At 75.6% G+C, this 21886-nt stretch carries 25 protein-coding genes; 17 read left to right on the top strand and 8 right to left on the bottom strand.

Annotated features, from left to right (window positions below):
* Positions 1-45 precede the first annotated feature (45 nt).
* The 5 genes from ACRYR8_RS02200 to ACRYR8_RS02180 all read left to right on the top strand — a co-directional run bounded on the left by ACRYR8_RS02200 (position 46) and on the right by ACRYR8_RS02180 (position 3248).
* A complete protein-coding gene (locus ACRYR8_RS02200) occupies positions 46-210 on the top strand; it encodes a hypothetical protein (RefSeq protein WP_432482435.1) in 165 nt (54 codons plus the stop codon).
* 157 nt (positions 211-367) lie between these two features.
* Positions 368-739: a histone-like nucleoid-structuring protein Lsr2 gene (locus ACRYR8_RS02195; RefSeq protein WP_432482434.1), complete on the top strand. Its 372-nt coding sequence runs from the start codon at positions 368-370 to the stop codon at positions 737-739.
* A 210-nt stretch (positions 740-949) separates the two neighbouring features.
* Positions 950-1939, top strand: a complete 990-nt coding sequence (locus ACRYR8_RS02190; protein WP_432482433.1) for an ATP-binding cassette domain-containing protein — start codon at positions 950-952, stop codon at positions 1937-1939.
* Complete coding sequence (locus ACRYR8_RS02185) at positions 1936-2778, top strand: ABC transporter permease (RefSeq protein ID WP_432482432.1); 843 nt, start codon at positions 1936-1938, stop codon at positions 2776-2778. Before ACRYR8_RS02190 ends, ACRYR8_RS02185 begins: the two co-directional genes overlap by 4 nt.
* A 149-nt stretch (positions 2779-2927) precedes the next feature.
* Entirely contained in the window at positions 2928-3248 is a 321-nt protein-coding gene (locus tag ACRYR8_RS02180) for an L-rhamnose mutarotase (RefSeq protein WP_432482431.1), read from the top strand.
* Between the two features lie 71 nt (positions 3249-3319).
* Here ACRYR8_RS02180 and ACRYR8_RS02175 read toward each other — a convergent pair whose 3' ends face one another.
* Positions 3320-3979, bottom strand: a complete 660-nt coding sequence (locus ACRYR8_RS02175; protein WP_432482430.1) for a serine acetyltransferase — start codon at positions 3977-3979, stop codon at positions 3320-3322.
* 362 nt (positions 3980-4341) lie between these two features.
* Between ACRYR8_RS02175 and ACRYR8_RS02170 the strand changes: the two genes are divergently transcribed.
* The 3 genes from ACRYR8_RS02170 (at position 4342) to ACRYR8_RS02160 (ending at position 8067) form a co-directional block, all read left to right on the top strand.
* The gene (locus ACRYR8_RS02170; protein WP_432482429.1) at positions 4342-6846 is read left to right on the top strand and encodes an ATP-dependent Clp protease ATP-binding subunit; all 2505 of its coding nucleotides are present in this window, start codon (positions 4342-4344) and stop codon (positions 6844-6846) included.
* 163 nt (positions 6847-7009) lie between these two features.
* Positions 7010-7552 (top strand): amino-acid N-acetyltransferase, encoded by a 543-nt coding sequence (locus tag ACRYR8_RS02165; protein WP_432482428.1) that lies wholly within the window; start codon positions 7010-7012, stop codon positions 7550-7552.
* A 41-nt stretch (positions 7553-7593) separates the two neighbouring features.
* Positions 7594-8067, top strand: a complete 474-nt coding sequence (locus ACRYR8_RS02160) for a gluconokinase (protein ID WP_432482483.1) — start codon at positions 7594-7596, stop codon at positions 8065-8067.
* Positions 8068-8115: 48 nt separating this feature from the next.
* On the opposite strand, the gene ACRYR8_RS02155 is transcribed toward ACRYR8_RS02160, so the two are convergent.
* On the bottom strand, positions 8116-9078 hold the full coding sequence (locus ACRYR8_RS02155) for an HhH-GPD family protein (RefSeq protein WP_432482427.1): 963 nt from the start codon (positions 9076-9078) through the stop codon (positions 8116-8118).
* A gap of 193 nt (positions 9079-9271) precedes the next feature.
* Here ACRYR8_RS02155 and ACRYR8_RS02150 point away from each other — a divergent pair, with 193 nt between their 5' ends.
* Positions 9272-9934 carry a BsuPI-related putative proteinase inhibitor gene (locus ACRYR8_RS02150; protein WP_432482426.1) on the top strand — a complete coding sequence of 221 codons (663 nt, stop codon included), beginning with the start codon at positions 9272-9274 and terminating at the stop codon, positions 9932-9934.
* Positions 9935-9961: 27 nt separating this feature from the next.
* Here the strand turns inward: ACRYR8_RS02150 and disA are convergent, their stop codons facing one another.
* From disA to ACRYR8_RS02135, 3 genes are all read right to left on the bottom strand, one after another.
* Positions 9962-11047, bottom strand: coding sequence for a DNA integrity scanning diadenylate cyclase DisA (gene disA / locus ACRYR8_RS02145; RefSeq protein WP_432482425.1), 1086 nt, complete (start codon positions 11045-11047; stop codon positions 9962-9964).
* Between the two features lie 126 nt (positions 11048-11173).
* The gene (gene radA, locus ACRYR8_RS02140; RefSeq protein WP_432482424.1) at positions 11174-12592 is read right to left on the bottom strand and encodes a DNA repair protein RadA; all 1419 of its coding nucleotides are present in this window, start codon (positions 12590-12592) and stop codon (positions 11174-11176) included.
* Positions 12593-12701: 109 nt separating this feature from the next.
* Entirely contained in the window at positions 12702-13067 is a 366-nt protein-coding gene (locus ACRYR8_RS02135) for a hypothetical protein (protein WP_432482423.1), read from the bottom strand.
* Positions 13068-13231: 164 nt separating this feature from the next.
* On the opposite strand from ACRYR8_RS02135, the gene ACRYR8_RS02130 reads away from it, so the two are divergent.
* Entirely contained in the window at positions 13232-14443 is a 1212-nt protein-coding gene (locus ACRYR8_RS02130; RefSeq protein ID WP_432482422.1) for a GGDEF domain-containing protein, read from the top strand.
* 8 nt (positions 14444-14451) lie between these two features.
* On the opposite strand, the gene ACRYR8_RS02125 is transcribed toward ACRYR8_RS02130, so the two are convergent.
* Together ACRYR8_RS02125 and ACRYR8_RS02120 are read right to left on the bottom strand one after the other, a co-directional pair.
* Positions 14452-15153, bottom strand: a complete 702-nt coding sequence (locus ACRYR8_RS02125; RefSeq protein WP_432482421.1) for a class I SAM-dependent methyltransferase — start codon at positions 15151-15153, stop codon at positions 14452-14454.
* On the bottom strand, positions 15150-15986 hold the full coding sequence (locus tag ACRYR8_RS02120; RefSeq protein WP_432482420.1) for a DUF3109 family protein: 837 nt from the start codon (positions 15984-15986) through the stop codon (positions 15150-15152). The genes ACRYR8_RS02125 and ACRYR8_RS02120 overlap by 4 nt, the downstream gene beginning before the upstream one ends.
* Positions 15987-16067: 81 nt before the next feature.
* On the opposite strand from ACRYR8_RS02120, the gene ACRYR8_RS02115 reads away from it, so the two are divergent.
* The 6 genes from ACRYR8_RS02115 (at position 16068) to ACRYR8_RS02090 (ending at position 20580) form a co-directional block, all read left to right on the top strand.
* Positions 16068-17045, top strand: a complete 978-nt coding sequence (locus tag ACRYR8_RS02115) for a Ppx/GppA family phosphatase (RefSeq protein ID WP_432482419.1) — start codon at positions 16068-16070, stop codon at positions 17043-17045.
* A gap of 10 nt (positions 17046-17055) precedes the next feature.
* Positions 17056-17880: a sugar phosphate isomerase/epimerase family protein gene (locus tag ACRYR8_RS02110; protein ID WP_432482418.1), complete on the top strand. Its 825-nt coding sequence runs from the start codon at positions 17056-17058 to the stop codon at positions 17878-17880.
* A gap of 65 nt (positions 17881-17945) precedes the next feature.
* Positions 17946-18713, top strand: a complete 768-nt coding sequence (gene proC / locus ACRYR8_RS02105) for a pyrroline-5-carboxylate reductase (protein ID WP_432482482.1) — start codon at positions 17946-17948, stop codon at positions 18711-18713.
* A 69-nt stretch (positions 18714-18782) separates the two neighbouring features.
* Entirely contained in the window at positions 18783-19976 is a 1194-nt protein-coding gene (locus ACRYR8_RS02100) for an acetoin utilization protein AcuC (protein ID WP_432482417.1), read from the top strand.
* Positions 19977-20146: 170 nt separating this feature from the next.
* Positions 20147-20347 (top strand): helix-turn-helix domain-containing protein, encoded by a 201-nt coding sequence (locus tag ACRYR8_RS02095; protein WP_432482416.1) that lies wholly within the window; start codon positions 20147-20149, stop codon positions 20345-20347.
* A 134-nt stretch (positions 20348-20481) separates the two neighbouring features.
* The gene (locus ACRYR8_RS02090) at positions 20482-20580 is read left to right on the top strand and encodes a 30S ribosomal protein bS22 (protein WP_012085056.1); all 99 of its coding nucleotides are present in this window, start codon (positions 20482-20484) and stop codon (positions 20578-20580) included.
* 66 nt (positions 20581-20646) lie between these two features.
* Here the strand turns inward: ACRYR8_RS02090 and ACRYR8_RS02085 are convergent, their stop codons facing one another.
* A complete protein-coding gene (locus ACRYR8_RS02085) occupies positions 20647-21438 on the bottom strand; it encodes an HAD family hydrolase (RefSeq protein ID WP_432482415.1) in 792 nt (263 codons plus the stop codon).
* A 109-nt stretch (positions 21439-21547) separates the two neighbouring features.
* Here ACRYR8_RS02085 and ACRYR8_RS02080 point away from each other — a divergent pair, with 109 nt between their 5' ends.
* A complete protein-coding gene (locus ACRYR8_RS02080) occupies positions 21548-21820 on the top strand; it encodes a glutaredoxin family protein (protein ID WP_432482414.1) in 273 nt (90 codons plus the stop codon).
* The last annotated feature ends 66 nt before the right edge of the window (positions 21821-21886 follow it).

The following is a 21886-nucleotide window of genomic DNA, read 5'->3' as shown; positions in this document are numbered from 1 at the left end:
CGCCGGGCGCGCGGTGCGGCGGGGCGGCGGCCGTACCCTGGGGGCGTGGACGCCCTCTCCGCGCTGCTGCCCTCCGCCGGCCTGCTCGTGCTCTTCGTCCTGCTGATGCGCTCGATCCTGCACGCCGACCGGCGCGAGCGCGCCGCCGAAGCGCGGGCGCGGGCCGAGCGTTCACGGGAAAGGGCCGCGCGTGAGCGCGGCGCTTCCTGACGGCGCTTCTCGGTCGCGCTTACCCGTGCCCTTCGGGGTTCCTCCCCGGGGGTCTTCGGCGCCTTTTTGACAAGAATCCTGGAAAGGCACCACACTGGACGTGGCGACCGCATTCCCGCGAGGCGCCACGGATTCGATCCCGAAAGGGTGCTCCCTGATGGCTCAGAGGGTTCAGGTGCTGCTCGTCGACGACATCGACGGTGGGGACGCCGCGGAGACGGTGTCCTTCTCGCTCGACGGCGTCGACTACGAGATCGACCTGTCCGAGGAGCACGCCGGCGCCCTGCGCGAGGCGCTGGCGACCTGGGTGGGACACGCCCGCAAGGTCAGCGGCCGCTCCGGCGGCTCGCGCCGCTCCGCCCCGCGCGAGCGCAGCGGCGGCCGTTCCTCCGGCTCCGGCTCGGGCCCGGCGCGCGACACCGGCGCCGTGCGCACGTGGGCCAAGGAGAACGGCTACACGGTCTCCGACCGCGGCCGCATCTCCGCCGAGGTGGTCCAGGCGTACGACGACGCCCACGCCGCCGGCTGAGGCCGCCCGCCGCCGGGTGCCGTCCGTCGGCACCCGCCGCGCCACGCGGACGATCACGGCCGCGCCCACCCGCACCGGGGGGCGCGGCCGTCGTCGTCCGGGTGCACCCTGCGCCGGATGCGGGCGCAACCGGTCGGGGGATGCCCGGCCGGTGCCCGTCGCGACAGGCTCCTCCCCGTCACCCCCGATGCGAGGAGGAAGGGCCAGCTCATGATCGAAGCGGTCGGCCTGCGCAAGGTGTACGGCCAGAAGGTGGCCGTGCACGACCTGAGCTTCACCGTCCGGCCCGGCATCGTCACGGGCTTCCTCGGCCCGAACGGTTCCGGCAAGTCCACCACCATGCGGATGGTCGTCGGCCTCGACCGGCCCACCGCCGGGCACGTCCTCGTGGACGGTCAGCCCTTCACCCGGCACCACGCCCCGCTCTCCGCGGTCGGCGCGCTGCTGGACGCCAAGGCCGTCCACACCGGCCGCTCGGCGCTCAAGCACCTGCAGGCCATGGCCGCCACGGCCGGGATCCCGCGCCGGCGCGTCGACGAGGTCATCGACCTGGTGGGCCTGCGCGAGGTCGCCGGCAAGCGCGCCGGCGGCTTCTCCCTCGGCATGGGCCAGCGCCTGGGCATCGCCTCGGCGCTGCTGGGCGACCCGGCCACCGTCATGTTCGACGAGCCGGTCAACGGCCTGGACCCCGACGGCATCCTGTGGATCCGCAACCTCATGAAGGACCTCGCCGGCCAGGGCAGGGCGGTCTTCGTCTCCTCGCACCTCATGAGCGAGATGGCCCTGACCGCCCAGCACCTCGTCGTCATCGGCAAGGGGCGGCTCATCGCCGACGAGAGCGTGCAGGCGTTCGTGGACCGCGTGCAGCCGCGCGGCGTGGTCGTGCGCTCGCCGCAGGTGGCCGAGCTGACCGAGCTGGTCCGCGGGGCCGGCGGCAGCATCACCCCGATCGGGGACGGCTCCTTCGACGTGCGGCAGGTGCCCGCCGAGCGCATCGGCGACCTGGCGGCCGCCCGCGGGGTGGCGCTGCACGAGCTGACCACCGTCAAGGCCTCGCTGGAGGAGGCGTTCATGGAGCTGACCGCCGGTGCCGTCGAGTACCAGGCGCACGTCGGCGGCCCGTCCGGGCCCGCGGCCGTCCCGCCCGCCCCCGCCCCCGCAGCCGATGCCCGTCCCGTCCGTCAGGAGGTGTCGCGGTGAGCGCGACCACGCAGGTCACCGGCTTCCCGCAGTACGCCGGCACCCGGTACCGGGTGAGCTTCGGCGGGCTGCTGAAGTCGGAGTGGATCAAGTTCTGGAGCGTGCGCTCGATCGTCGTGACCATGGTGGTCTCCGCGGTCGCGATCGTGGGCCTGGGCGTCCTGCTGTCGTGGGCCACGGCCTCGACGCTCTCGGACCCCGAGCTCGGCCCGCAGATGGCCGCGCAGGGCATCGACTCCACGGCCGCCAGCCTGCAGGGCGCCCAGATGGCGACGCTCATCGTGGCCGCGGTCGGCGTCATCGTCATCGCCGGGGAGTTCTCCACGGGGATGATCCGCACCACCTTCGTCACCGCGCCCGGCCGCCTGGGCGTGTACGCGGCCAAGGTCGTCGTCCTGGCCGTCTCCGTGGCGGTGCTGTCGGCCGCGGCGGTGCTCGTGGCCTTCCTCGCCGGTCAGGCGATCCTGGACGGAGAGGGCGTCGGCGCCTCGCTCGGCGACGAGGGCGTGCTGCGGGCCCTGGCCGGCAACGTCGTCATGCTGGTCGGCGTCGCCCTGGCGGGTCTGGCCGTGGGGGCGGTGCTGCGCAACTCCGCCGCCGCCATCTGCACCGTGCTGGCCGCGATCTTCGTGGTGCCGCTGCTGCTGATGGCGGTGCCGGAGTCCTGGGGCGGTGACACGTTCCGCCGGTACTGGTTCAGCAACACCGTCCTGAACTCCACGGCGGTCCTCGAGCAGCCCACCTACCTCGACGTCGTGCCCGGCCTGGTGGCCTTCGCCGCCTGGGTCGCGGTCCTGCTGGGCCTGGGAGCCCTGTCCCTGAAGAAGCGGGACGTCTGAGCGGCCCGGCGGCCGGGGGGACGCCGGGCACCGTCGAGGGGGCTGCGCCGCGGGCGCGGCCCCCTCGGCGCGTCCGGGGGCGGGCGCCCGGCCGGCGGCGCGGCCTGGTTGGATCGGCACCCACGACCCCACGGAGAGGTGGACCTGCGGTGGCCGAACGCGCCTGCTTCCTCATGCACCTGCGTCCCGAGCTGGTGGACGAGTACCTCCAGGCCCACGAGCACGTCTGGCCCGAGATGCTCGAGGCCCTCAGCCGAGCCGGCTGGCGCGACTACTCGCTGTTCCTGCGGCGCGAGGACGGCCTCGTCGTCGGCTACTGCGTGGCCGACGACTTCGACGCGGCGGTGGCCGCCATGGACCGCGAGGAGGTCAACGGGCGCTGGCAGTCGACCATGGCGCGCTTCTTCGCCACCGGTGAGCACCCGGACCGCGCGATGGAGCGCCTGGAGGAGTACTTCCACCTCGCCTGACCGGCTCACCCGACCCGGCTCACCCGACCCGGTGGTCCCCGGGCCCCCGCGGGGCCGGGGGACCACCGGGCTCAGCGGCCGCGGGCCTCCTGCTCGCGCTGGGCCACGGCCTCGGGCAGCGCCATCATCCGCGGCGGCGGCGCCAGCACGCGCACCCTCGGCTTGACGTTGGTCATGACCGTCGCGTTGGGCCCGATGACGGCCTCGTCGCCCACCGTGACGCCCCCGACGACCACGGCCCCGGCACCCACCGACACCCCCCGGCCCAGGACGGGCGCCTGGCGCGCGAAGCGCTCCCCGTCGCCCATGCCGGCGCCGATGGACACCCCCTGCCGGATGATGCAGTCGTCGCCGATGCGGCTGTGGGGGTGCACGACGATGCCGTTCTGGTGGGCGATGCGCACCCGGCGGCCCACGACCGTGGTGGGCGGCAGCTCGATGCCGTAGACGTTGCGGATCACCACGTGCCCGAGCGTGCCCAGCCTGCGCGCCACGACGCGGGCCCACGGCGGGACGGCGTCGCTGCGCGTCCAGGCCCCCAGCCGGTGCACGACCACGGCCTGGGTGCCGGGCCTGAGCAGCCCGCCGTTGACCGCCACGTCCTCCTTGAGCTGCTCCAGGAGCCCGATCCGCTCCGGTGCCCCGTCACCGGTCCCCGCGGCCGCCCCCGCGGTCGCCGGCCCGCCCCCGGGTCCCGCCGCCACCGTGCCGGTGGCCCCGTCCGTCCGCACGTCCCCGTCCGTCCCCACGTCCCCGTCCCCCTGTCGTGCTCGTCCCCGGGCCCGTCCCGGGCCCGTCCTCGCGACCGCCGGGCCCGTCCGGGCGGGTGCGGCGGTCGCCCCCCGACGGTACGGGAGGACGTCGCGCCGAGGGGGGAGCACCGCCGGGCGCCGCCCGGCCGCGTCCGCCGCCAGCGAACGGCGTGGCGGAACACCGCCGGAGGGGCGCAGGTTGGTCAGGGAGACGGGGCTCCGACCCCCTCCGGCCGTCGCGGCGACGCGGACGGCGTGAAGGTGTCGGGGCCCGGGACTAGCATCGGAGTGGTCCGTGGGGGAGGAGCTCCCAGGACCCGACCACCCGCGAGGAGCGCCGCATGTTCGAGAGGTTCACCGACCGCGCCCGACGGGTCGTCGTCCTGGCCCAGGAAGAGGCCCGGATGCTCAACCACAACTACATCGGGACCGAGCACATCCTGCTCGGCCTGATCCACGAGGGTGAGGGCGTCGCCGCCAAGGCCCTCGAGTCGCTGGGCATCTCCCTGGACGCGGTCCGCGAGCAGGTCCAGGAGATCATCGGCCAGGGCCAGCAGGCCCCGTCCGGTCACATCCCCTTCACCCCCCGCGCCAAGAAGGTCCTGGAGCTGTCGCTGCGCGAGGCGCTGCAGCTGGGCCACAACTACATCGGGACCGAGCACATCCTGCTCGGCCTCATCCGCGAGGGCGAGGGCGTCGCCGCCCAGGTCCTCGTCAAGCTCGGCGCGGACCTCAACCGCGTCCGCCAGCAGGTCATCCAGCTGCTGTCCGGGTACCAGGGCAAGGAGCCCGCGACGGCCGGCGGCCCCCAGGAGGGCACCCCGTCCGGCTCGCTGGTCCTCGACCAGTTCGGCCGCAACCTCACCCAGGCCGCCCGCGAGGGCAAGCTGGACCCGGTGATCGGCCGCGACCCGCAGATCGAGCGCGTCATGCAGGTGCTCTCGCGCCGCACCAAGAACAACCCGATCCTCATCGGCGAGCCCGGCGTCGGCAAGACCGCCGTCGTCGAGGGCCTGGCGCAGTCCGTCGTGCGCGGCGAGGTGCCCGAGACCCTCAAGGACAAGCAGATCTACACCCTCGACCTCGGCGCGCTCGTGGCGGGCTCCCGCTACCGCGGCGACTTCGAGGAGCGCCTGCGCAAGGTCCTCAAGGAGATCCGCACCCGCGGCGACATCATCCTGTTCATCGACGAGATCCACACCCTCGTCGGTGCCGGCGCTGCCGAAGGCGCCATCGACGCCGCCAGCATCCTCAAGCCGATGCTGGCCCGCGGCGAGCTGCAGACCATCGGGGCCACCACCCTCGACGAGTTCCGCAAGCACATCGAGAAGGACCCGGCCCTGGAGCGCCGCTTCCAGCCCATCCAGGTGCCCGAGCCGACGCTGCCGCACGCCATCGAGATCCTCAAGGGCCTGCGCGACCGCTACGAGGCGCACCACCGCGTCTCCATCACCGACGCCGCCCTGGTGGCCGCCGCGACGCTGGCCGACCGCTACGTCAACGACCGCTACCTGCCCGACAAGGCGATCGACCTCATCGACGAGGCGGGCGCGCGGCTGCGCATCCGCCGGATGACCGCTCCGCCGGACCTGCGCGAGTTCGACGAGCGCATCGCCGACGTCCGCCGCGAGAAGGAGTCCGCGATCGACGCGCAGGACTTCGAGAAGGCGGCCTCGCTGCGCGACAAGGAGAAGAAGCTCCTGGCGCAGAAGGGCGAGCGCGAGAAGCAGTGGAAGTCCGGCGACATGGACGTCATCGCCGAGGTCGACGAGGAGCTGATCGCGGAGGTCCTGGCCACGGCCACGGGCATCCCGGTCGTCCGGCTCACCGAGGAGGAGTCCGCTCGCCTGCTCAACATGGAGACCGAGCTCCACAAGCGCGTCATCGGCCAGAACGACGCCATCAAGGCCCTGTCCCAGGCCATCCGGCGCACCCGCGCCGGCCTGAAGGACCCCAAGCGCCCCGGCGGCTCGTTCATCTTCGCCGGCCCGACCGGTGTCGGTAAGACGGAGCTGGCCAAGGCGCTGGCGGAGTTCCTCTTCGGCGAGGAGGACGCGCTCATCCAGCTGGACATGAGCGAGTTCTCCGAGAAGCACACCGTCTCGCGCCTCTTCGGCTCCCCGCCCGGCTACGTCGGGTACGAGGAGGGCGGCCAGCTGACCGAGAAGGTGCGCCGCAAGCCGTTCTCCGTCGTGCTGTTCGACGAGGTGGAGAAGGCCCACCCGGACATCTTCAACTCGCTGCTGCAGATCCTGGAGGACGGTCGCCTGACCGACTCCCAGGGCCGCGTGGTGGACTTCAAGAACACCGTGATCATCATGACGACGAACCTGGGCACCCGGGACATCTCCAAGGGTGTGGGGACCGGCTTCGCCGCCGGCAGCCAGACGACGCAGACCAACTACGACCGGATGAAGTCCAAGGTCAACGAAGAGCTCAAGCAGCACTTCCGGCCCGAGTTCCTCAACCGCGTCGACGACATCGTCGTCTTCCCGCAGCTGACGCAGGACGAGATCATCCAGATCGTCGACCTGTTCCTGGCGCGGCTGGACGAGCGCCTCAAGGACAAGGACATGGGCATCGAGCTCACCCCGTCCGCCAAGGTGCTGCTGGCGACCAAGGGCTACGACCCCGTCCTGGGTGCGCGGCCGCTGCGCCGCACGATCCAGCGCGACATCGAGGACGTCCTGTCCGAGAAGATCCTCTTCGGGGACCTGCGCGCCGGTCAGATCGTCTCGGTCGACACCGAGGGCGAGGGCAGCGAGCAGAAGTTCACCTTCGAGGGCACCACCAAGGAGGACGTGCCGGTCACGCTCTCCCTGGGCAAGGGCGCCGACGGGCAGTGAGCCCGGCCGGGTGGGGCGCGCGGCGCTCCACCCGGTGATCCGCCACGACGGCCCGGCACCCCGCGGGGGTGCCGGGCCGTCGTGCGTCCGGGAGCCGTCGGGGCCGGTCTCTGCGAAGATCGTCGCCGTGACGGGCGTGACGGCGGCAGCGACGACACGAGCGGTGCGGGTCCGACCGGCCCGCACCGGCGACGTCCCCGTGGTCCGCGCCCTGGTCGAGGAGTACGCGCGCGAACGCATCCTGCTCGCCAAGGAGCTCATCACCCTCTACGAGGCCGTGCAGGAGTTCGTCGTCGCCGAGGTCGACGACCCCGCGGCCCCCGGCGGCACGCGCGTCGTGGGGTGCGGAGCGCTGCACGTGCTGTGGGAGGACCTGGCCGAGGTGCGCACCCTGGCCGTGGACCGGTCCGTGCGCGGGCGGGGGGTGGGGCACCGCCTCCTCGAGGCGCTGCTGGAGCGTGCCGCCCGGCTGGGCGTCAGCCGGCTGTTCTGCCTCACCTTCGAGACGTCCTTCTTCGCCGCCCACGGCTTCCGGGAGATCGACGGCACCCCCGTGGACCCCGACGTCTACGCGGAGATGCTGCGCTCGCACGACGAGGGCGTCGCGGAGTTCCTCGACCTCGCGCGCGTGAAGCCCAACACGCTCGGCAACACCAGGATGCTGCGGGTCGAGCCCCGCGGCCGCACCGAGGAGGAACCCCCGTGAGCGACGACAACCACACCAGCGGCTCCACCTCCCTGATCGTCATGGGTGTCTCGGGCAGCGGGAAGACCACCGTCGCCCTGGGCGTCGCGGAGGACCGCGGCTGGGAGTACGCCGAGGGTGACGACTTCCACCCGCGCGCCAACGTCGAGAAGATGCGCGAGGGGACCCCCCTGGACGACGACGACCGGTGGCCGTGGCTGCGCGCCATCGCCGCCTGGGTCGGCGAGCGCGAGGCCGACGGGGAGTCCGTCGTCGTCACCTGCTCGGCGCTCAAGCGGTCCTACCGCGAGCTGCTGGGCCGGGGCCACCCCACGGTGCGCTTCTGCCAGCTCGTGGTCCCCGAGGAGGTCCTCACCGAGCGCCTCGCGAACCGCGAGGGGCACTACATGCCCGCCTCGCTGCTGCGCAGCCAGCTCGACACCCTGGAGGACCTGCAGCCCGACGAGCCGGGTTTCCAGGTGTGCGTGGAGGGCGGCCCCGACGTCGTCGTCGCCGAGGCGCTGCGCCACCTCTGAGCCGCTCCGTCCCCTCCGCCCGGCAACCTCCGATCACCACGGGGTTCGTCAGGAGCGGGGGAGGCCGAAGCGGCCGTCGGGCAGGGGTTCGACGAGACCGTCGGCGACCAGGCCGTCCAGGCAGCGCTCGCGCTGGACGGGGTCGGTGGTCCAGGCGGCGGCCAGCTCGGCGGTGGTCACCGGACTCTCCGCCTCCCGCAGCACCGCCAGCAGCCGCCCGCGCACCTGCCGGTCCGTGCCCGCCCAGCGCTGCACCCGACGGACGGGGCCGGTGTGCTCGGGGCGGCCCGCCACCACCCAGGCGCAGCGGTCCAGCAGCGGGCAGGCCGGGCAGCGCGGCGCGCGTGCCGTGCAGACCAGCGCTCCCAGCTCCATGACGCCCACCGACCAGCGCGCCGCCGTCTCCGGGTCCTCCGGCAGCAGCTGCGCGGCCAGGCGCGTCTCGGCGGCGGTGAGGGCCGGCGCCGGTTCCGCCGCACCGCTCACGGCGCGCGCGTGCACGCGCCGGACGTTGGTGTCGACCACGGCGTGCCGGCGCCGGAAGGCGAAGGCGGCCACCGCGGCCGCGGTGTAGGCGCCGATGCCCGGCAGGGCCAGCAGGGCGGCGTGGTCGTCGGGCACCCGGCCGCCGTGCTCGGCCGTGATGGCGACCGCGGCGGCGTGCAGCCGCAGCGCCCGTCGCGGGTAGCCCAGCCGGTCCCAGGCGCGCACCGCCTCCCCGGGGGCCTCCGCGGCCAGCGCCGCCGGGGTGGGCCATCGGTCCAGCCACTCGCGCCAGCGCGGCAGCACCCGCGCCACCGGCGTCTGCTGCAGCATCACCTCGCTGACCAGCACCCCCCACGGCGAGCAGTCCTCGTGCCGCCACGGCAGGTCGCGGGCGTGGGCGGCGTACCAGTCGAGGACGGTGCGGTGCAGGTCCACCGGCTCACCGGCCCCGGCGCCCGTCGCAGTGGTGGAGGGGACGGCGGTGGCGATGAGGGGGGCGGGGGTGGTGGAGGACGTGCGGGGCACCGCCGGATCCTCCGCGGTGGTCGTGGGAGTTGCAACACCCACGACCACCGCGGGTTCCGCGCGGAGTCGTGAGTGCGCAGAGTGGTGAGGTGGAGGCGCAGGGTCGCCGCCATCGGGCAGCGGTGACCCGGGCCGTGCCATCGGGCGGCGCGCCTGCGCGCGACGCCCTCGCACGGCGCCTACCTTCGCTGCGGTGAGCAGCGTGCTGCACCCCGTCGGGCCCGAGCGCCGGTCCACCTACTGGCGACGCCGCCTCCTGGCCGCCCTCGTCCTCGTCCTCCTCCTGGTGGGCGCGGTCCTCGGCGTGCGGGCGCTGCTGCCGGAGACGTCCTCGCAGCAGGCCGTCGCCCGGCTCGACCCCGAGCAGGTCTCGCCCACCGTCGGCGCCCCCACGCCCTCGGCGAGCACGCAGACCGCCGCGACGGACGAACCCTCCGCCACGTCCAGCACCCCGGCGCGGGTGGAACCGTGCACCCGCGAGGCGCTGGACGTGCTGCTCACCTCCGAGGCCACCGCCTACGGCCCCGGCGTCACCCCCCGCTTCGTGCTGACGGTGCGCAACTCCTCCGAGACGACGTGCACCGCCGAGATCGGCAGCGGGATGCGCACCTTCACCGTCCAGGACGCCTCCGGTGAGCAGGTGTGGTCCACCGCCGACTGCCAGAGCTCCACGTCCACCCAGGACTACGAGCTGGAGCCGGGCGACTCGCGCTCCATGCGCACCACCTGGTCGCGCCAGCGCTCCGCCGCAGGCTGCCCGGACGACCAGCCCGTCGCCGAGGTCGGCACCTACACCGTGCGGGGCAGCTGGAACGACGTGTCCGCCGAGCCGCTGACCATCACCCTGACCGGCTGAGACCGCACTCCCTCGCCGCCGCGGGGCTCAGACGTAGCGCTCCAGGATGCTGGACTCCGCCAGGCGGGACAGGCCCTCGCGCACCGCGCGGGCCCGCTGCTCGCCCACGCCGTCGACCGTCATGAGGTCGTCGATGCCGGCCGCGAGCAGCTTCTGCAGGTCCCCGAACTGGTCCACCAGGCGCTCCACGATGGCGCCGGGCAGCCGCGGCACCCGGTTGAGCAGGCGGAAGCCGCGCGGGCTGACCGCCGAGTCGAGGGAGTCGCCGCCCACGGAGAAGCCGAGGACGCGTGCCACCTGGCTGAGGTCCACCAGCTCGGTGGAGTGCAGCTGGGCCAGGGAGTCCAGCACGACCTCCAGCGGACCCTCGTGGCGACCCGACTCCAGGTAGTCGCGGACCACGAGCTCGCGGTCGGGACCGACACCCCCGATGAGCTCGTCCAGCTGCAGCGACAGCAACCGCCCGTCCACGCCCAGCTCGACGACGTACCCGGCGATCTCGTCGGCGATGCGGCGCACCATCTCGATGCGCTGCACCACCGAGCACACGTCGCGGACCGTCACCAGGTCCTCGATCTCCAGCGCCGAGAGCGTGCCCGTCACCTCGTCGAGGCGGGCGCGGTAGCGCTCCAGCGTCTGCAGGGCCTGGTTGGCGCGGCCCAGGATGGCGTCCGAGCCCTCCAGGACGTACCGGCGCGACCCCACGTACACGGCGACGATCCGCATGGACTGCGACACCGAGATGACCGGGTAGCCCGTCTGCTTCGCCACGCGCTCGGCGGTGCGGTGCCGGGTGCCGGACTCGCTGGTCTCGATGGAGGAGTCGGGCACCAGCTGCACCGCCGCGCGCAGGATGCGCGTCACGTCGCGGTCGCAGACGATGGCGCCGTCCATCTTGGCCAGCTCGCGCAGCCGGGTGGCGGAGAACTCCACGTCCAGGGCGAAGCCGCCCGTGCTGAGCGCGTCGACCACCCGGTCGAAGCCCAGCACGATGAGGGCGCCGGTGCGCCCGCGCAGGATGCGCTCCAGGCCGTCGCGCAGCTCCGTGCCCGGGGCGACGGCTGCCAGGGTCGCGCGCAGGATGTCCTCGGGAGTGCGTTCCGCGGTCGCCACCGGCCCTCCTTCGAACGTCTCGGTGCCGGAGTCTAGCGGCGGCGGCCCGCCGCGACGGCGTCACCCGTCGTCACCGCCGTCGTCACCGCCGTCGCCCCGCCCCGCGCGTACCGGCCGGCGGGCGCCTCAGCGCTCGCGCCCGGCCCGGTCCCGGCGTTCCTCCGGCTCACCCAGGCGGGCGTGCGCGACGGCGTCGGCGAGGGTCGCCGCCTCGAGCACCGCCACGCCCGCCGGGGCCTTGCCCTCGGGCACCGAGCCGGTGGGGACGATCGCCGTCGTGAACCCCAGCCGGGCGGCCTCCGCCAGGCGGCGCGGCACGCCGGTGACGCGGCGGACCTCCCCGGCCAGCCCGACCTCCCCGAACGCGACCAGGCCCGTGGGCAGCGGCCGGTCCACGGCCGCGCTGGTCACCGCCAGCGCCGCCGCCAGGTCCACCGACGGCTCGGTGAGCTTCACCCCGCCCACCGTGGCGACGTAGGTGTCGCGGTTGCCCAGCGCCACGCCGAGGCGCCGCTGCAGCACCGCCAGCACCATGGCGATCCGGCTGGACTCCAGCCCGCCGGTGACGCGGCGGGCGTTGCCGGCGGAGGTGTCGGTGGCCACCAGGGCCTGCAGCTCCGCCAGCAGCGGCCGGCGGCCCTCCAGGGTGACCGTGATGCACGTGCCGGCCACCGGGTTCGGGGTGCTGGAGACGAACAGGCCGCTGGGATCGGGCAGGCCCACGATGCCGTCCTCGCCCAGGTCGAAGCAGCCGACCTCGTCGGTGGGGCCGTAGCGGTTCTTCACCGCGCGCAGCAGCCGCAACCGCGAGTGCCGCTCGCCCTCGAACTGGCACACCACGTCCACCAGGTGCTCCAGCGTGCGCGGGCCGGCGATCGAGCCGTCCTTGGTGACGTGGCCCACCAGCAGGGTCGCGGTGCCGCGCCGCTTGGCCACGGCGATGAGCGCCCCGGCGACCTCGCGCACCTGCGAGACGCCGCCCGCGGCGCCCTCCACCTGCCCGGAGGCGACCGTCTGCACGGAGTCGACGACCAGCAGGTCCGGCTCGGCCTGCTCCACGTGGCCCAGCACGGTCGCCAGGTCGGTCTCGGAGGCCAGCAGGAGCCGGGGGTGCAGCGCCCCGATGCGCTCGGCGCGCAGGCGCACCTGCGCCGCGGACTCCTCGGCCGTCACGTACAGCACGGTGCGCCCGCCCGAGGCCACGCGGGCCGCCGCGTCCAGCAGCAGGGTCGACTTGCCCACGCCGGGTTCGCCGGCCATGAGCACCACGGCACCCGGCACCAGGCCCCCGCCGAGGACGCGGTCCAGCTCGTCGACGCCCGTGGGCGCGGCCCGGGCGGCCTCCACGTCGACCTCGCCGATGGGCCGGGCCGGCTCGCGCACCTGGGCGGGCACCGTGGTGCGCACCACGGGCGCACCGGTCTCCTCCACCGACCCCCACGCCTGGCACTCCCCGCAGCGGCCCACCCACTTGGCGGTGGTCCACCCGCACTCCGAGCAGCGGTAGGACGGCTTGGCGGGACGGGCGGGGCTCCTGGTCGGCACGGTCAGCACCGTAGGCGCCGCCCCCGACACGCGGCCCGGCCCGCCCCGGACGCGACGGGGCCCGCCGCCCCGGGAGGGGACGGCGGGCCCCGTCGGCGCCCGCGGCGCGTCAGGCGGCGTAGAGCAGCTTCGTCGTCGCCATGAGCACGCCCAGCACGACCAGCACGAAGCTGGGCACGAAGGCGAGGATGGCCGCGCCGATGCTGCCGCTCTTGCGGTACAGCAGGTACGCGGAGAAGACCATGATCAGGGCGCCGAGGACGGTGCACGCCATGCCGAAGGCGACCCGCCCGCCCGAGGCGGCCTGGTAGGGGTCGAAGCCCAGCAGGACCATCGGCACCAGCGCCCCGACCGCGAGCCCGACCACCCAGACGCCCAGCGCCACGACGGTGCCGCTGCTCGGCTTCGACCAGCGGATGGGGGCGAGGGCCCGCTGCTCCTCGTTGTGCACCGGCGGGGCGGAGTGCGCGCTCATGCTCCCATCATCCACCGTCCCGCCCCCGCGTGGCGACCCAGGTGGGGCGGCGCGTCGCGCGCCGGCGCGCCCGGGTCACCACGCGGGGGCGGGACGCCCCAGCGGGTGCTCCGGTCGGGTGACCGGTCCTGGGCCGCGGCGCCCCGCGCGCCGATGCAGGAGCGGTGGGGGAGAGCGGCGCGCGGGCGGCAGGCGGCCACCGCGCGACCCCGCACGGGCCGCTGAGCGGGCTGCGCCGGTTCCCCGCCGACCGGGAGCGCGCCTTCCAGGCCGAGCGCAACGCCGCCCGCTCCCGGTCGTTCGTCGTCACCGCCCTGGCCGGCCTGCTGATGTTCGACCTGTACGTGCTCGTCGACGTCCTCGTCTTCCCCCAGGTCGCGCTCGTCTCCGCGATCGCCCGCTGGGCCGTGGTGACGCCCCTGACGCTGCTGGCCCTGCTGCTGCGCCACCGCCGCCTGGCCCGCCGCCCGGCCTCGCGGGTCGACGGCCCCCTGGTCGCGGCCAGCGCCCTCCTGCAGGTCGGCGCCCTGGCGGCCGTGGCCCGCGGCGCGCCCGAGGAGGTCGGCGACGCCTACTTCCTCGGCGCCCAGGTCCTCGTCCTGTTCGGCGTCGTCCTGCTGCGCAGCGACGTGCGCCACGCCGGCCTCCTGGCGGTCACCATGCTGGCCGCCTTCGCCGCGGCGGGCGCGGTGCAGCCGGGCGACGACCCCGCGCTGGCCGTCGCCACCCTGCTGACGGTCGCCGTCAGCGGCGGGTTCGGGGTGTCCATGGCCGCCGGGCTGGAGGCCGGTGAGCGTGCCGCCTTCCTCGCCCGCGCCCGCGAGGCCGGGCTCGTCGCCGAGCAGGCGCGGCTCATCGAGGCCCTCGCCACCGCCAACGCCGGCCTGGCCGAGGCCGCCCGCCGCGACGGGCTCACGGGCGTGCTCAACCGCCGCGGGCTCGACGAGCACCTGGCGTCCCTGGCCGACGGCCGGGCCCACGCCGTGATGCTGGACGTGGACCGCTTCAAGGCCTACAACGACGCGCTCGGGCACGAGCGCGGCGACGAGTGCCTGCGGAGGGTGGCGGCCGCCCTGCAGGCGCAGCTGCGCCCCGGGGACGTCCTGGCCCGCTACGGCGGGGAGGAGTTCACCGTGCTGCTGCAGGGCGCCGGCACCGGGGAGGCCGCCGGGGAGCTCGCCGAGCGGCTGCGCGCGGCCGTGCAGGGGCTCGGGCTGGTCCACCCCGCCGGCCCCGGCGGCCCGGGCGTGGTGACCGTCAGCGCCGGCGTGGCCGCCGGCGGCCCGGTGGCGACCCTGCTGGGCCGCGCCGACGAGGCCCTGTACGCGGCGAAGGCCGCGGGGCGCAACCGGGTGCGCTGCGCGCCGGCCGTGTGACCGGGGCCTCAGTAGCGGCGGTGCCGCAGCACCACGGCGTAGTCCACGCTCGTGCCGGCGTGCCCGGCGAGGAACCGCTCGGCCAGCGCGGGCGCGAACTCGATGCGCACCACCGCCTCCAGGTCCTCGCGGCGCTCGAACTCCCAGGCGACCTCGAGGCGCTCGCACGACCAGCCGCGGCGGGCGAAGAAGCGGTCCACCGCGGCCTGGTCGTAGCCCGGCAGGGACGCGGCGAACCAGTCCCCGAACGTCGAGCGCGTCGCGTCGTTGTCCACGACGAACGCCGCCCCGCCCGGGCGCACCACCCGCTCCAGCTCGGCCAGCCCCGGCTCGCAGCCGGGGCCGAAGAAGTACGCCCACCGCGCGTGGGCGACGTCGACGCTCGCACGGGGCAGCGGCAGCGCCCCCGCCGCCCCGTGCAGCACCCGGACCCCCTCCAGCCCGCGCACCCGCTCCAGCGCGCGCCGCAGCAGCGGCGGGTGCGGTTCCACGCCGGTGACGGTGCGCGCGGCGGCCGCGAACCGCGGCAGGTGGAACCCCGTGCCGCACCCCACGTCGAGGACGTCGCCGCCGGCCCAGTCCCGCACGGAGCGCATCGCCGCCTCGATCCGGCCGCCGCGGTCGACGGCGAGGTTCTCCAGCTCGTAGACGTCGGGGGAGTCCCACACGTTCGGGCTGGGGACCACCCCGGGCAGGTCCGCCGGGCTCACCGCGTCCGGCGCGCGCGTGCGCGCGCGGGGTCCGCGGGGTGCACCGTCAGCGGCAGCAGCCGCCGGTGCGCCCCGCCGGCGCGTCCCACCAGCGCCTCGCAGTGCCGGGCCAGCTCCTCGTACGCGCCGTCGCCGACCAGCTCGCGCAGCTCGGCCTCGGCGCTGCGGAACAGCGGGCGGGTGCCCACGTGCGCGGCCGGGTTCGAGGTGCAGTACCAGTCCAGGTCGTGCCCGCCCTCGCCCCAGCCGCGGCGGTCGTACTCGGTGATCGTCACCTCGAGGTACTCGGTGCCGTCGCCGCGGGTCACCGTGCGGTAGGAGCGCTTCAGCGGCAGCTGCCAGCACACGTCCGGCTTCAGCGTCAGCGGCTCCACGCCCTCGGTGAGGGCCAGCAGGTGCAGCGCGCAGCCGGCGCCGGCCGCGAACCCCGACCGGTTCGCGAACACGCAGCCGCCGTCGACCACCCGCGTCTTGAGGTCGCCGTCCTCCACCTCCGTCCAGCCTTCCGCGCGGCCGGTGGCGTGGTACTGCCAGGTGGCGGGGGTGAGGCGCTGCACGGCGGCCGCGACGCGGTCGGAGTCGGCCGGCTCGGTGAAGTGCGCGCCCAGGGCGCAGCAGCCCACGTCGGGGGCGTCGGCGTGGATGCCCGGGCAGCCGGCGCCGAAGATGCACGTGTAGTCCGACGTCAGCCACGTCAGGTCGCAGCGGTAGACGGTGCCCGGTGCGGCGTCCGGGTCGTCGGCGACGTCGGCCGGCTCGGGGAACTCGACCCACAGCCGCGGGCCGTCCAGCGGGGTCTCGTCCACCGGGTCGGGGAGGGGGGCTGCGGGCACCGCACGAGGGTAAGCGCGCTGCGGCGCCCGCTCCGCGGCGCGCGTGCGGGAGCGGTCCCGCGGTCCCCTAGGGTCTGGCGCATGCGCTTGGGCGTCCTCGACGTGGGTTCCAACACCGTCCACCTCCTCGTGGTGGACGCCCACCCGGGCGCGCACCCGCTGGCGGCGGACTCCACCCGCCGGCTGCTGCGCCTCGCCGAGCACCTGGACGGCTCGGGTGCGGTGAACGCGAAGGGGATCGCCGGCCTGACCGCCGCCGTGGACGAGGCCGCGCGCGCCGCCGAGGACGCCGGCGTGGAGGAACTGCTGGCGTTCGCCACCTCCGCCGTGCGCGACGCCACCAACGGCGAGGAGGTGCTCGCCCACGTCGCCGAGCGCACCGGCGTGCGGCTGGAGGTGCTGCCCGGCACCGCCGAGGCGGACCTGACGTTCCTGGCGGTGCGCCGCTGGTACGGCTGGTCGGCCGGTCGGCTGCTCGTCCTGGACATCGGCGGCGGTTCGCTGGAGGTCGCCGCGGGCCTGGACGAGGCGCCGGACGTGTCGTTCTCGCTGCCCCTGGGGGCCGGCCGGCTCACCCGCGACCGGCTCCCCGGGGACCCGCCCTCCAAGGAGGCGGTGCGCGAGGTGCGCCGGTACGTGCGCCAGCAGATCGCCGCGCGGGTGCGCGACGTCACCCGCGCCGGCGCCCCCGACGCCGTCGTCGTCACCAGCAAGACCTTCCGCAGCCTGGCGCGCCTGTGCGGCGCGGCGCCCAGCGCCGAGGGGCCGCGGGTGCGGCGGGTGCTGCGGCGCGCGGACCTCAGCGCCCGGGTGCCCGAGCTCAGCCGGATGACGTGCGCGCAGCGCGCCCAGCTGCCCGGCGTGGCGGTCGAGCGCGCCCACCAGGTGCTGGCCGGGGCGCTCGTCGCCGAGGCCGCGTTCGAGCTGTTCGGCGTGGAGGAGGCCCTGGTGGGGCCGTGGGCGCTGCGCGAGGGGATCATCCTGCGGCGCCTGGACGCCATCGGCGCCGAGCGCGGTGCGGCGGCACCGGGAGCGCGCGCCGACGTGGTCGCGCTCTAGGTTGGACCGCATGGATCCCCAGCACGGCGGACCGATCGCTGTCGGGCTGTCGACCTCCTGCTCCTACCCGGAGTCGACGACCGCGGCCTTCGAGATCGCCGCCCGCCTCGGCTACGACGGCATCGAGGTCATGGTGTGGACGGACCCGGTCAGCCAGGACGCCGCCGCGCTGCAGCGCCTCGTGGACCACTACGGCGTGCCGGTGGTCTCCGTCCACGCACCCACGCTGCTGCTCACGCAGCGCATCTGGGGGCGCCGCGACCCGTGGGGCAAGGTCGAGAAGTCGTGCGAGCTGGCCGCGACGCTCGGCGCGCCCACCGTCGTGGTGCACCCGCCGTTCCGCTGGCAGCGCGAGTACGCCACCGGTTTCGTCGACGGGATCCGGGCGCTGGAGGAGAGCTCCGGCGTCACGCTGGCGGTGGAGAACATGTTCCCCTGGCGCGCGCGGGGCCGGGAGGTCGTCGCCTACGCCCCCGGCTGGGACCCGACGGACGTGGACTACCGCCACCTCACGCTGGACCTGTCCCACGCGGCGACCTCCGGCCTGGACTCCCTGGAACTGGCGCGGGCGTTCGGCGACCGCCTCGCCCACGTCCACCTGTGCGACGGCTCGGGGTCCCTGAAGGACGAGCACCTCGTGCCCGGCGACGGCTCGCAGCCGTGCGCGGAGGTCCTGCAGCACCTGGCCGCGGGCGGGTTCACCGGCGGGGTCGTGGCCGAGGTGAACACCCGCCGGGCGCGCGGCCGGGCGGCGCGCGAGCGCGAGCTCGCCCGCACCCTGGAGTTCGCCCGGCGCCACCTGGCGCCGGCGCCGGTGGGGGAGGGGACGGCGTGAGCGCCCCGGACGCCGCGGCGGCACCCCGCTCGCACGGTCGCCTCGCCCTGGTGGGTGCGGGCGTGATGGGCCAGGCGCTGCTGGGCGGGCTGCTGCGTGCCGGCCGCAGCCCCGGCGACGTGCTCGTCGTGGACCGCCGCGCCGGGCGCGGGGCGGAGCTGCACGAGCGCTTCGGGGTCGGGGTCGTGGGCGAGCCGTCCGCGGTGCGCGACGCCGCCACCGTCCTGCTGGCCGTCAAGCCCCAGGACCTCGAGGCGCTGCTGGACTCCCTGGCCCCGCACGTGGCGCCCGGCGCGCTGGTGGTGTCCCTGGCCGCGGGCGTGACGACCGCCGCCGTCGAGGCGCGGCTGCCCGCGGGCACCGCGGTGGTGCGGGTCATGCCGAACACCCCCTCCCTGGTCGACGAGGGCATGGCGGCGCTGGCCGGCGGCACCGCCTGCACCGACGCGGACCTGGCCGAGGCGGAGGACCTGCTGCGCTCGTGCGGGCGCACGGTCGTGCTGCCGGAGAAGCACATCGACGCGGTGACGGCCCTGTCGGGGTCCGGGCCGGCGTACGTCTTCTACGTCGTGGAGGCGATGGTCGAGGCGGGGGTGCTGCTGGGCCTGCCGCGCGCGGCGGCGACCGAGCTGGTCGTGCAGACGGTGGTGGGCGCCGGGGCGATGCTGCGCGAGACCGGCCAGCACCCCACGGTGCTGCGCGAGCAGGTCACGTCCCCGGCGGGCACCACGGCCGCGGCGCTGCGCCGGCTGGACGAGGAGGGCGTGCGCGCCGCGCTCGTCTCGGCGGTCGAGGCGGCCTGGGCGCGCTCGCGGCAGCTGTCGGGGGGCTGAGGCGGTGGCTAGGGTGCCCGCGTGCTCCCCGTCAGCTCAGCGCCGCGGCCCGCGCCGGCGGTGCCGGAGGTGACCGCGACCCCCGACGGCGTCCAGGTCGTCTGGGACCCCGTCTTCAACCGCTACGACTTCGGCCGCTGGCACCCGATGGCCCCGATCAGGCTGGACCTGACGGCGCGGCTGTGCGAGGCGCTGGGGCTGTTCTCGGCCCCGGGCGTGCGGGTGGTCTCGGCGCAGCCGGCCGACGAGGCGCTGCTGCGCACGGTGCACGAGCCCGAGTACGTGCGCGCGGTGCAGGCCGCCTCGGCGGACCCGGGCAGCGCCCAGGCGGTCTTCGGGCTGGGCACCGAGGACGACCCGGCGTTCCCGGGGATGCACGAGGCGGCGGCGCGCATCGTGGGCGGCTCGGTGGAGCTGGGGCGGGCGCTGCTGGCGGGCCGGGCCCTGCACGGGGTGAACTTCTGCGGCGGGATGCACCACGCCAAACCGGGCTGCGCGAGCGGGTTCTGCGTCTACAACGACGCGGCGGCGGCGATCCGCGCGATGCTCGACGAGGGCGCCGAGCGGGTCGTGTACGTGGACCTCGACTGCCACCACGGCGACGGCACCGAGGCGGTGTTCTGGGACGAGCCGCGGGTGCTGACGATCAGCGTCCACGAGTCGGGCACGACCCTGTTCCCGGGCACGGGCTTCGCCGACGAGCTGGGCGGGCCGGGTGCGCTGGGCGGTGCGGTGAACCTGGCGCTGCCGGCGGGCACCCGCGACGCGGGGTGGCTGCGGGCGGTGCACTCGGTGGTGCCGCAGCTGGTGGAGTCCTTCCGGCCGGACGTGCTGGTGACCCAGCACGGCTGCGACACGCACGCCCTGGACCCGCTGGGGCACCTGGTGGTGTCGCTGGACGCGCAGCGGGTGGCCGCGGAGTCGATGCACGCGCTGGCGCACTCGGCGGCGGGCGGGCGCTGGCTGGCGCTGGGCGGTGGCGGCTACGAGGTGGTGGACGTGGTGCCGCGGACGTGGGCGCACCTGGTGGCCGAGGCCGCGCACCGGCCGCTGGACCCCTCGACGCCGCTGCCGGAGGGGTGGCGCGCGCACGTGGAGGAGTCCGTCGGGCGCGAGGCGCCGCGGAGGATGACCGACGGTGGGAGCGGGGCCTTCCAGGGCTGGTCGTCGGGGTACGACCCGGGGGACCCGGTGGACCGGGCGATCCTGGCGACGCGCCGCGCGGCCTTCCCCCTGCACGGCCTGGACCCGGATTTCGACTGAGCGTAGCCAGTTGTCACAGAGTGCTCAGGTCACTCTCGGTGACACATTGGACACGGAACTCTTCCACGGGCGTCACTCCTACCCCTACAGTGGGGAGCGGGACGCGCCTCCCGCACTCCTCGTCCGGGAGGGCGGCGGGCCGCTGGCGCGAGGTGGAAGGTGCTGTGGGGATGCCTGAGGACCGTCCGCTGTCCGAGGTCCGGTTCCTGACCGTGGCGGAGGTGGCGTCGATGATGCGCGTGTCGAAGATGACCGTCTACCGGCTCGTGCACAACGGCGACCTGCCGGCCGTGCGGGTCGGGCGCTCCTTCCGGGTGCCCGAGGACGCCGTGCACGAGTACCTGCGCCAGGCCTACATCGACACCGCCTGACGGCACCGCCCGGGTGCTCCCGGGGCCCGCGGGGGACGGCGGGCCGCGAGGACGCCCCGGGCCGGTACGATGGGAACGGTTTGCCGCGTCAGCGGCTGGACGCGAGAAGCACCCGTCGAGTGAGCGAGGACCCCTTGGGCTCTGTCATCAAGAAGCGCCGCAAGCGCATGGCGAAGAAGAAGCACCGGAAGCTGCTCCGCCGCACGCGCCACCAGCGTCGCAACAAGAAGTGAGCTGACTCCAGCTCCGCGAACGGGCGGGTCCCTCCGGGGGCCCGCCCGTTCGCGCTGCCCCGGCCCCTACGCGCCGCGCCGCACCAGGCCCGCCAGAGCCGCCAGGCCCGCCAGCGCCGCCCCGGCCGTGCCCGCGCGCACCGTCCAGCGCGCCGCGTGCCGCCACCGGCGGAACTCCCGCACCTCCCAGCCGTGCCGCAGCGCGTGCCGGCGCAGCGCGCCGTCCGGGTTCACCGCCACCGGCGACCCCACCATGGACAGCAGCGGCAGGTCGTTCGCCGAGTCCGAGTACGCCGCGCAGCGCGTCAGGTCCCAGCCCGCCGCCGCCGCCATCGAGCGCACCGCGGCCGCCTTGGCCGCCCCGTGCAGGGGCTCGCCCACCAGCCGGCCGGTGTACGTGCCGTCCACGCTCTCCGCGACCGTGCCCAGCGCACCCGTCAGCCCCAGCCGGCGCGCCACCACGTCCGCCAGCTCCACCGGGGCCGCCGTCACCAGCCACACCGGCGCACCCTCGCGCAGGTGCCGGTCCGCCAGCACCCGCACCCCCGGCCGCACCTTGGCGCCCATGTGCTCCTCGTACACCTCCTCGCCGATCCCGCGGATCTCGGCGGTGGTGTGCCCGGCGACGAACGCCAGCGCCAGCTCCCGCACCTCCAGCAGGTGCCCGTGCACCTCCCCGCGCACCGCGAAGTGCAGCGCGCGGCGCGCGAAGCCCCGCAGCTCCCGGCGCGAGAAGAAGCCCCGCGCGTGCAGGCCGCGCGCGAAGTAGAACAGGGACGCGCCGCGGACCAGGGTGTTGTCCAGGTCGAAGAAGGCGGCGACGCACGGGGCGGGCGCCGTCGCCCTGGCAGCTGCCACGTCGCCATCGTAGGCCGCCGACCGTCGCGGGGCGTGCTCCCCGGGCGGGTCCGCGCCCGGGGCGCGCCGGCCGGGCGCACCACCGCCGCGCCCGGGGCAGGATGGCCGGGTGCAGCGAGGGGACGGGGCCCGGATCGTGCTGGTCTCGCGCGCGGGGTGCCACCTGTGCGACGAGGGGCGCGAGGTCGTGCGGCGGGTCGCGCAGGAGACGGGCGCGACGTGGTCGGAGGTCGACGTGGACGCCGACCCCGAGATGCTGCGCCGCTGGTCCGACCGGGTGCCGGTGGTGCTGGTCGACGGCACCGAGCGCGACTTCGGGCGGCTGGACGCCGGCCGGATCGCGGGGGCGCTGCAGGGGCGCCGGTGGTGGCGGCGGCGCTGAGCCCCGCGCCGGCGACGGGCGGTCGGTGCGGCGCTCGGTGTCGCGGTCGGTGTGGCGGTCGGTGTG

The organism is Kineococcus esterisolvens, from assembly GCF_050871405.1.
GTDB lineage: Bacteria > Actinomycetota > Actinomycetes > Actinomycetales > Kineococcaceae > Kineococcus.
Note: the sequence above shows the minus strand (reverse complement) of the source record. Positions and strands in the feature narration are given on the sequence as shown.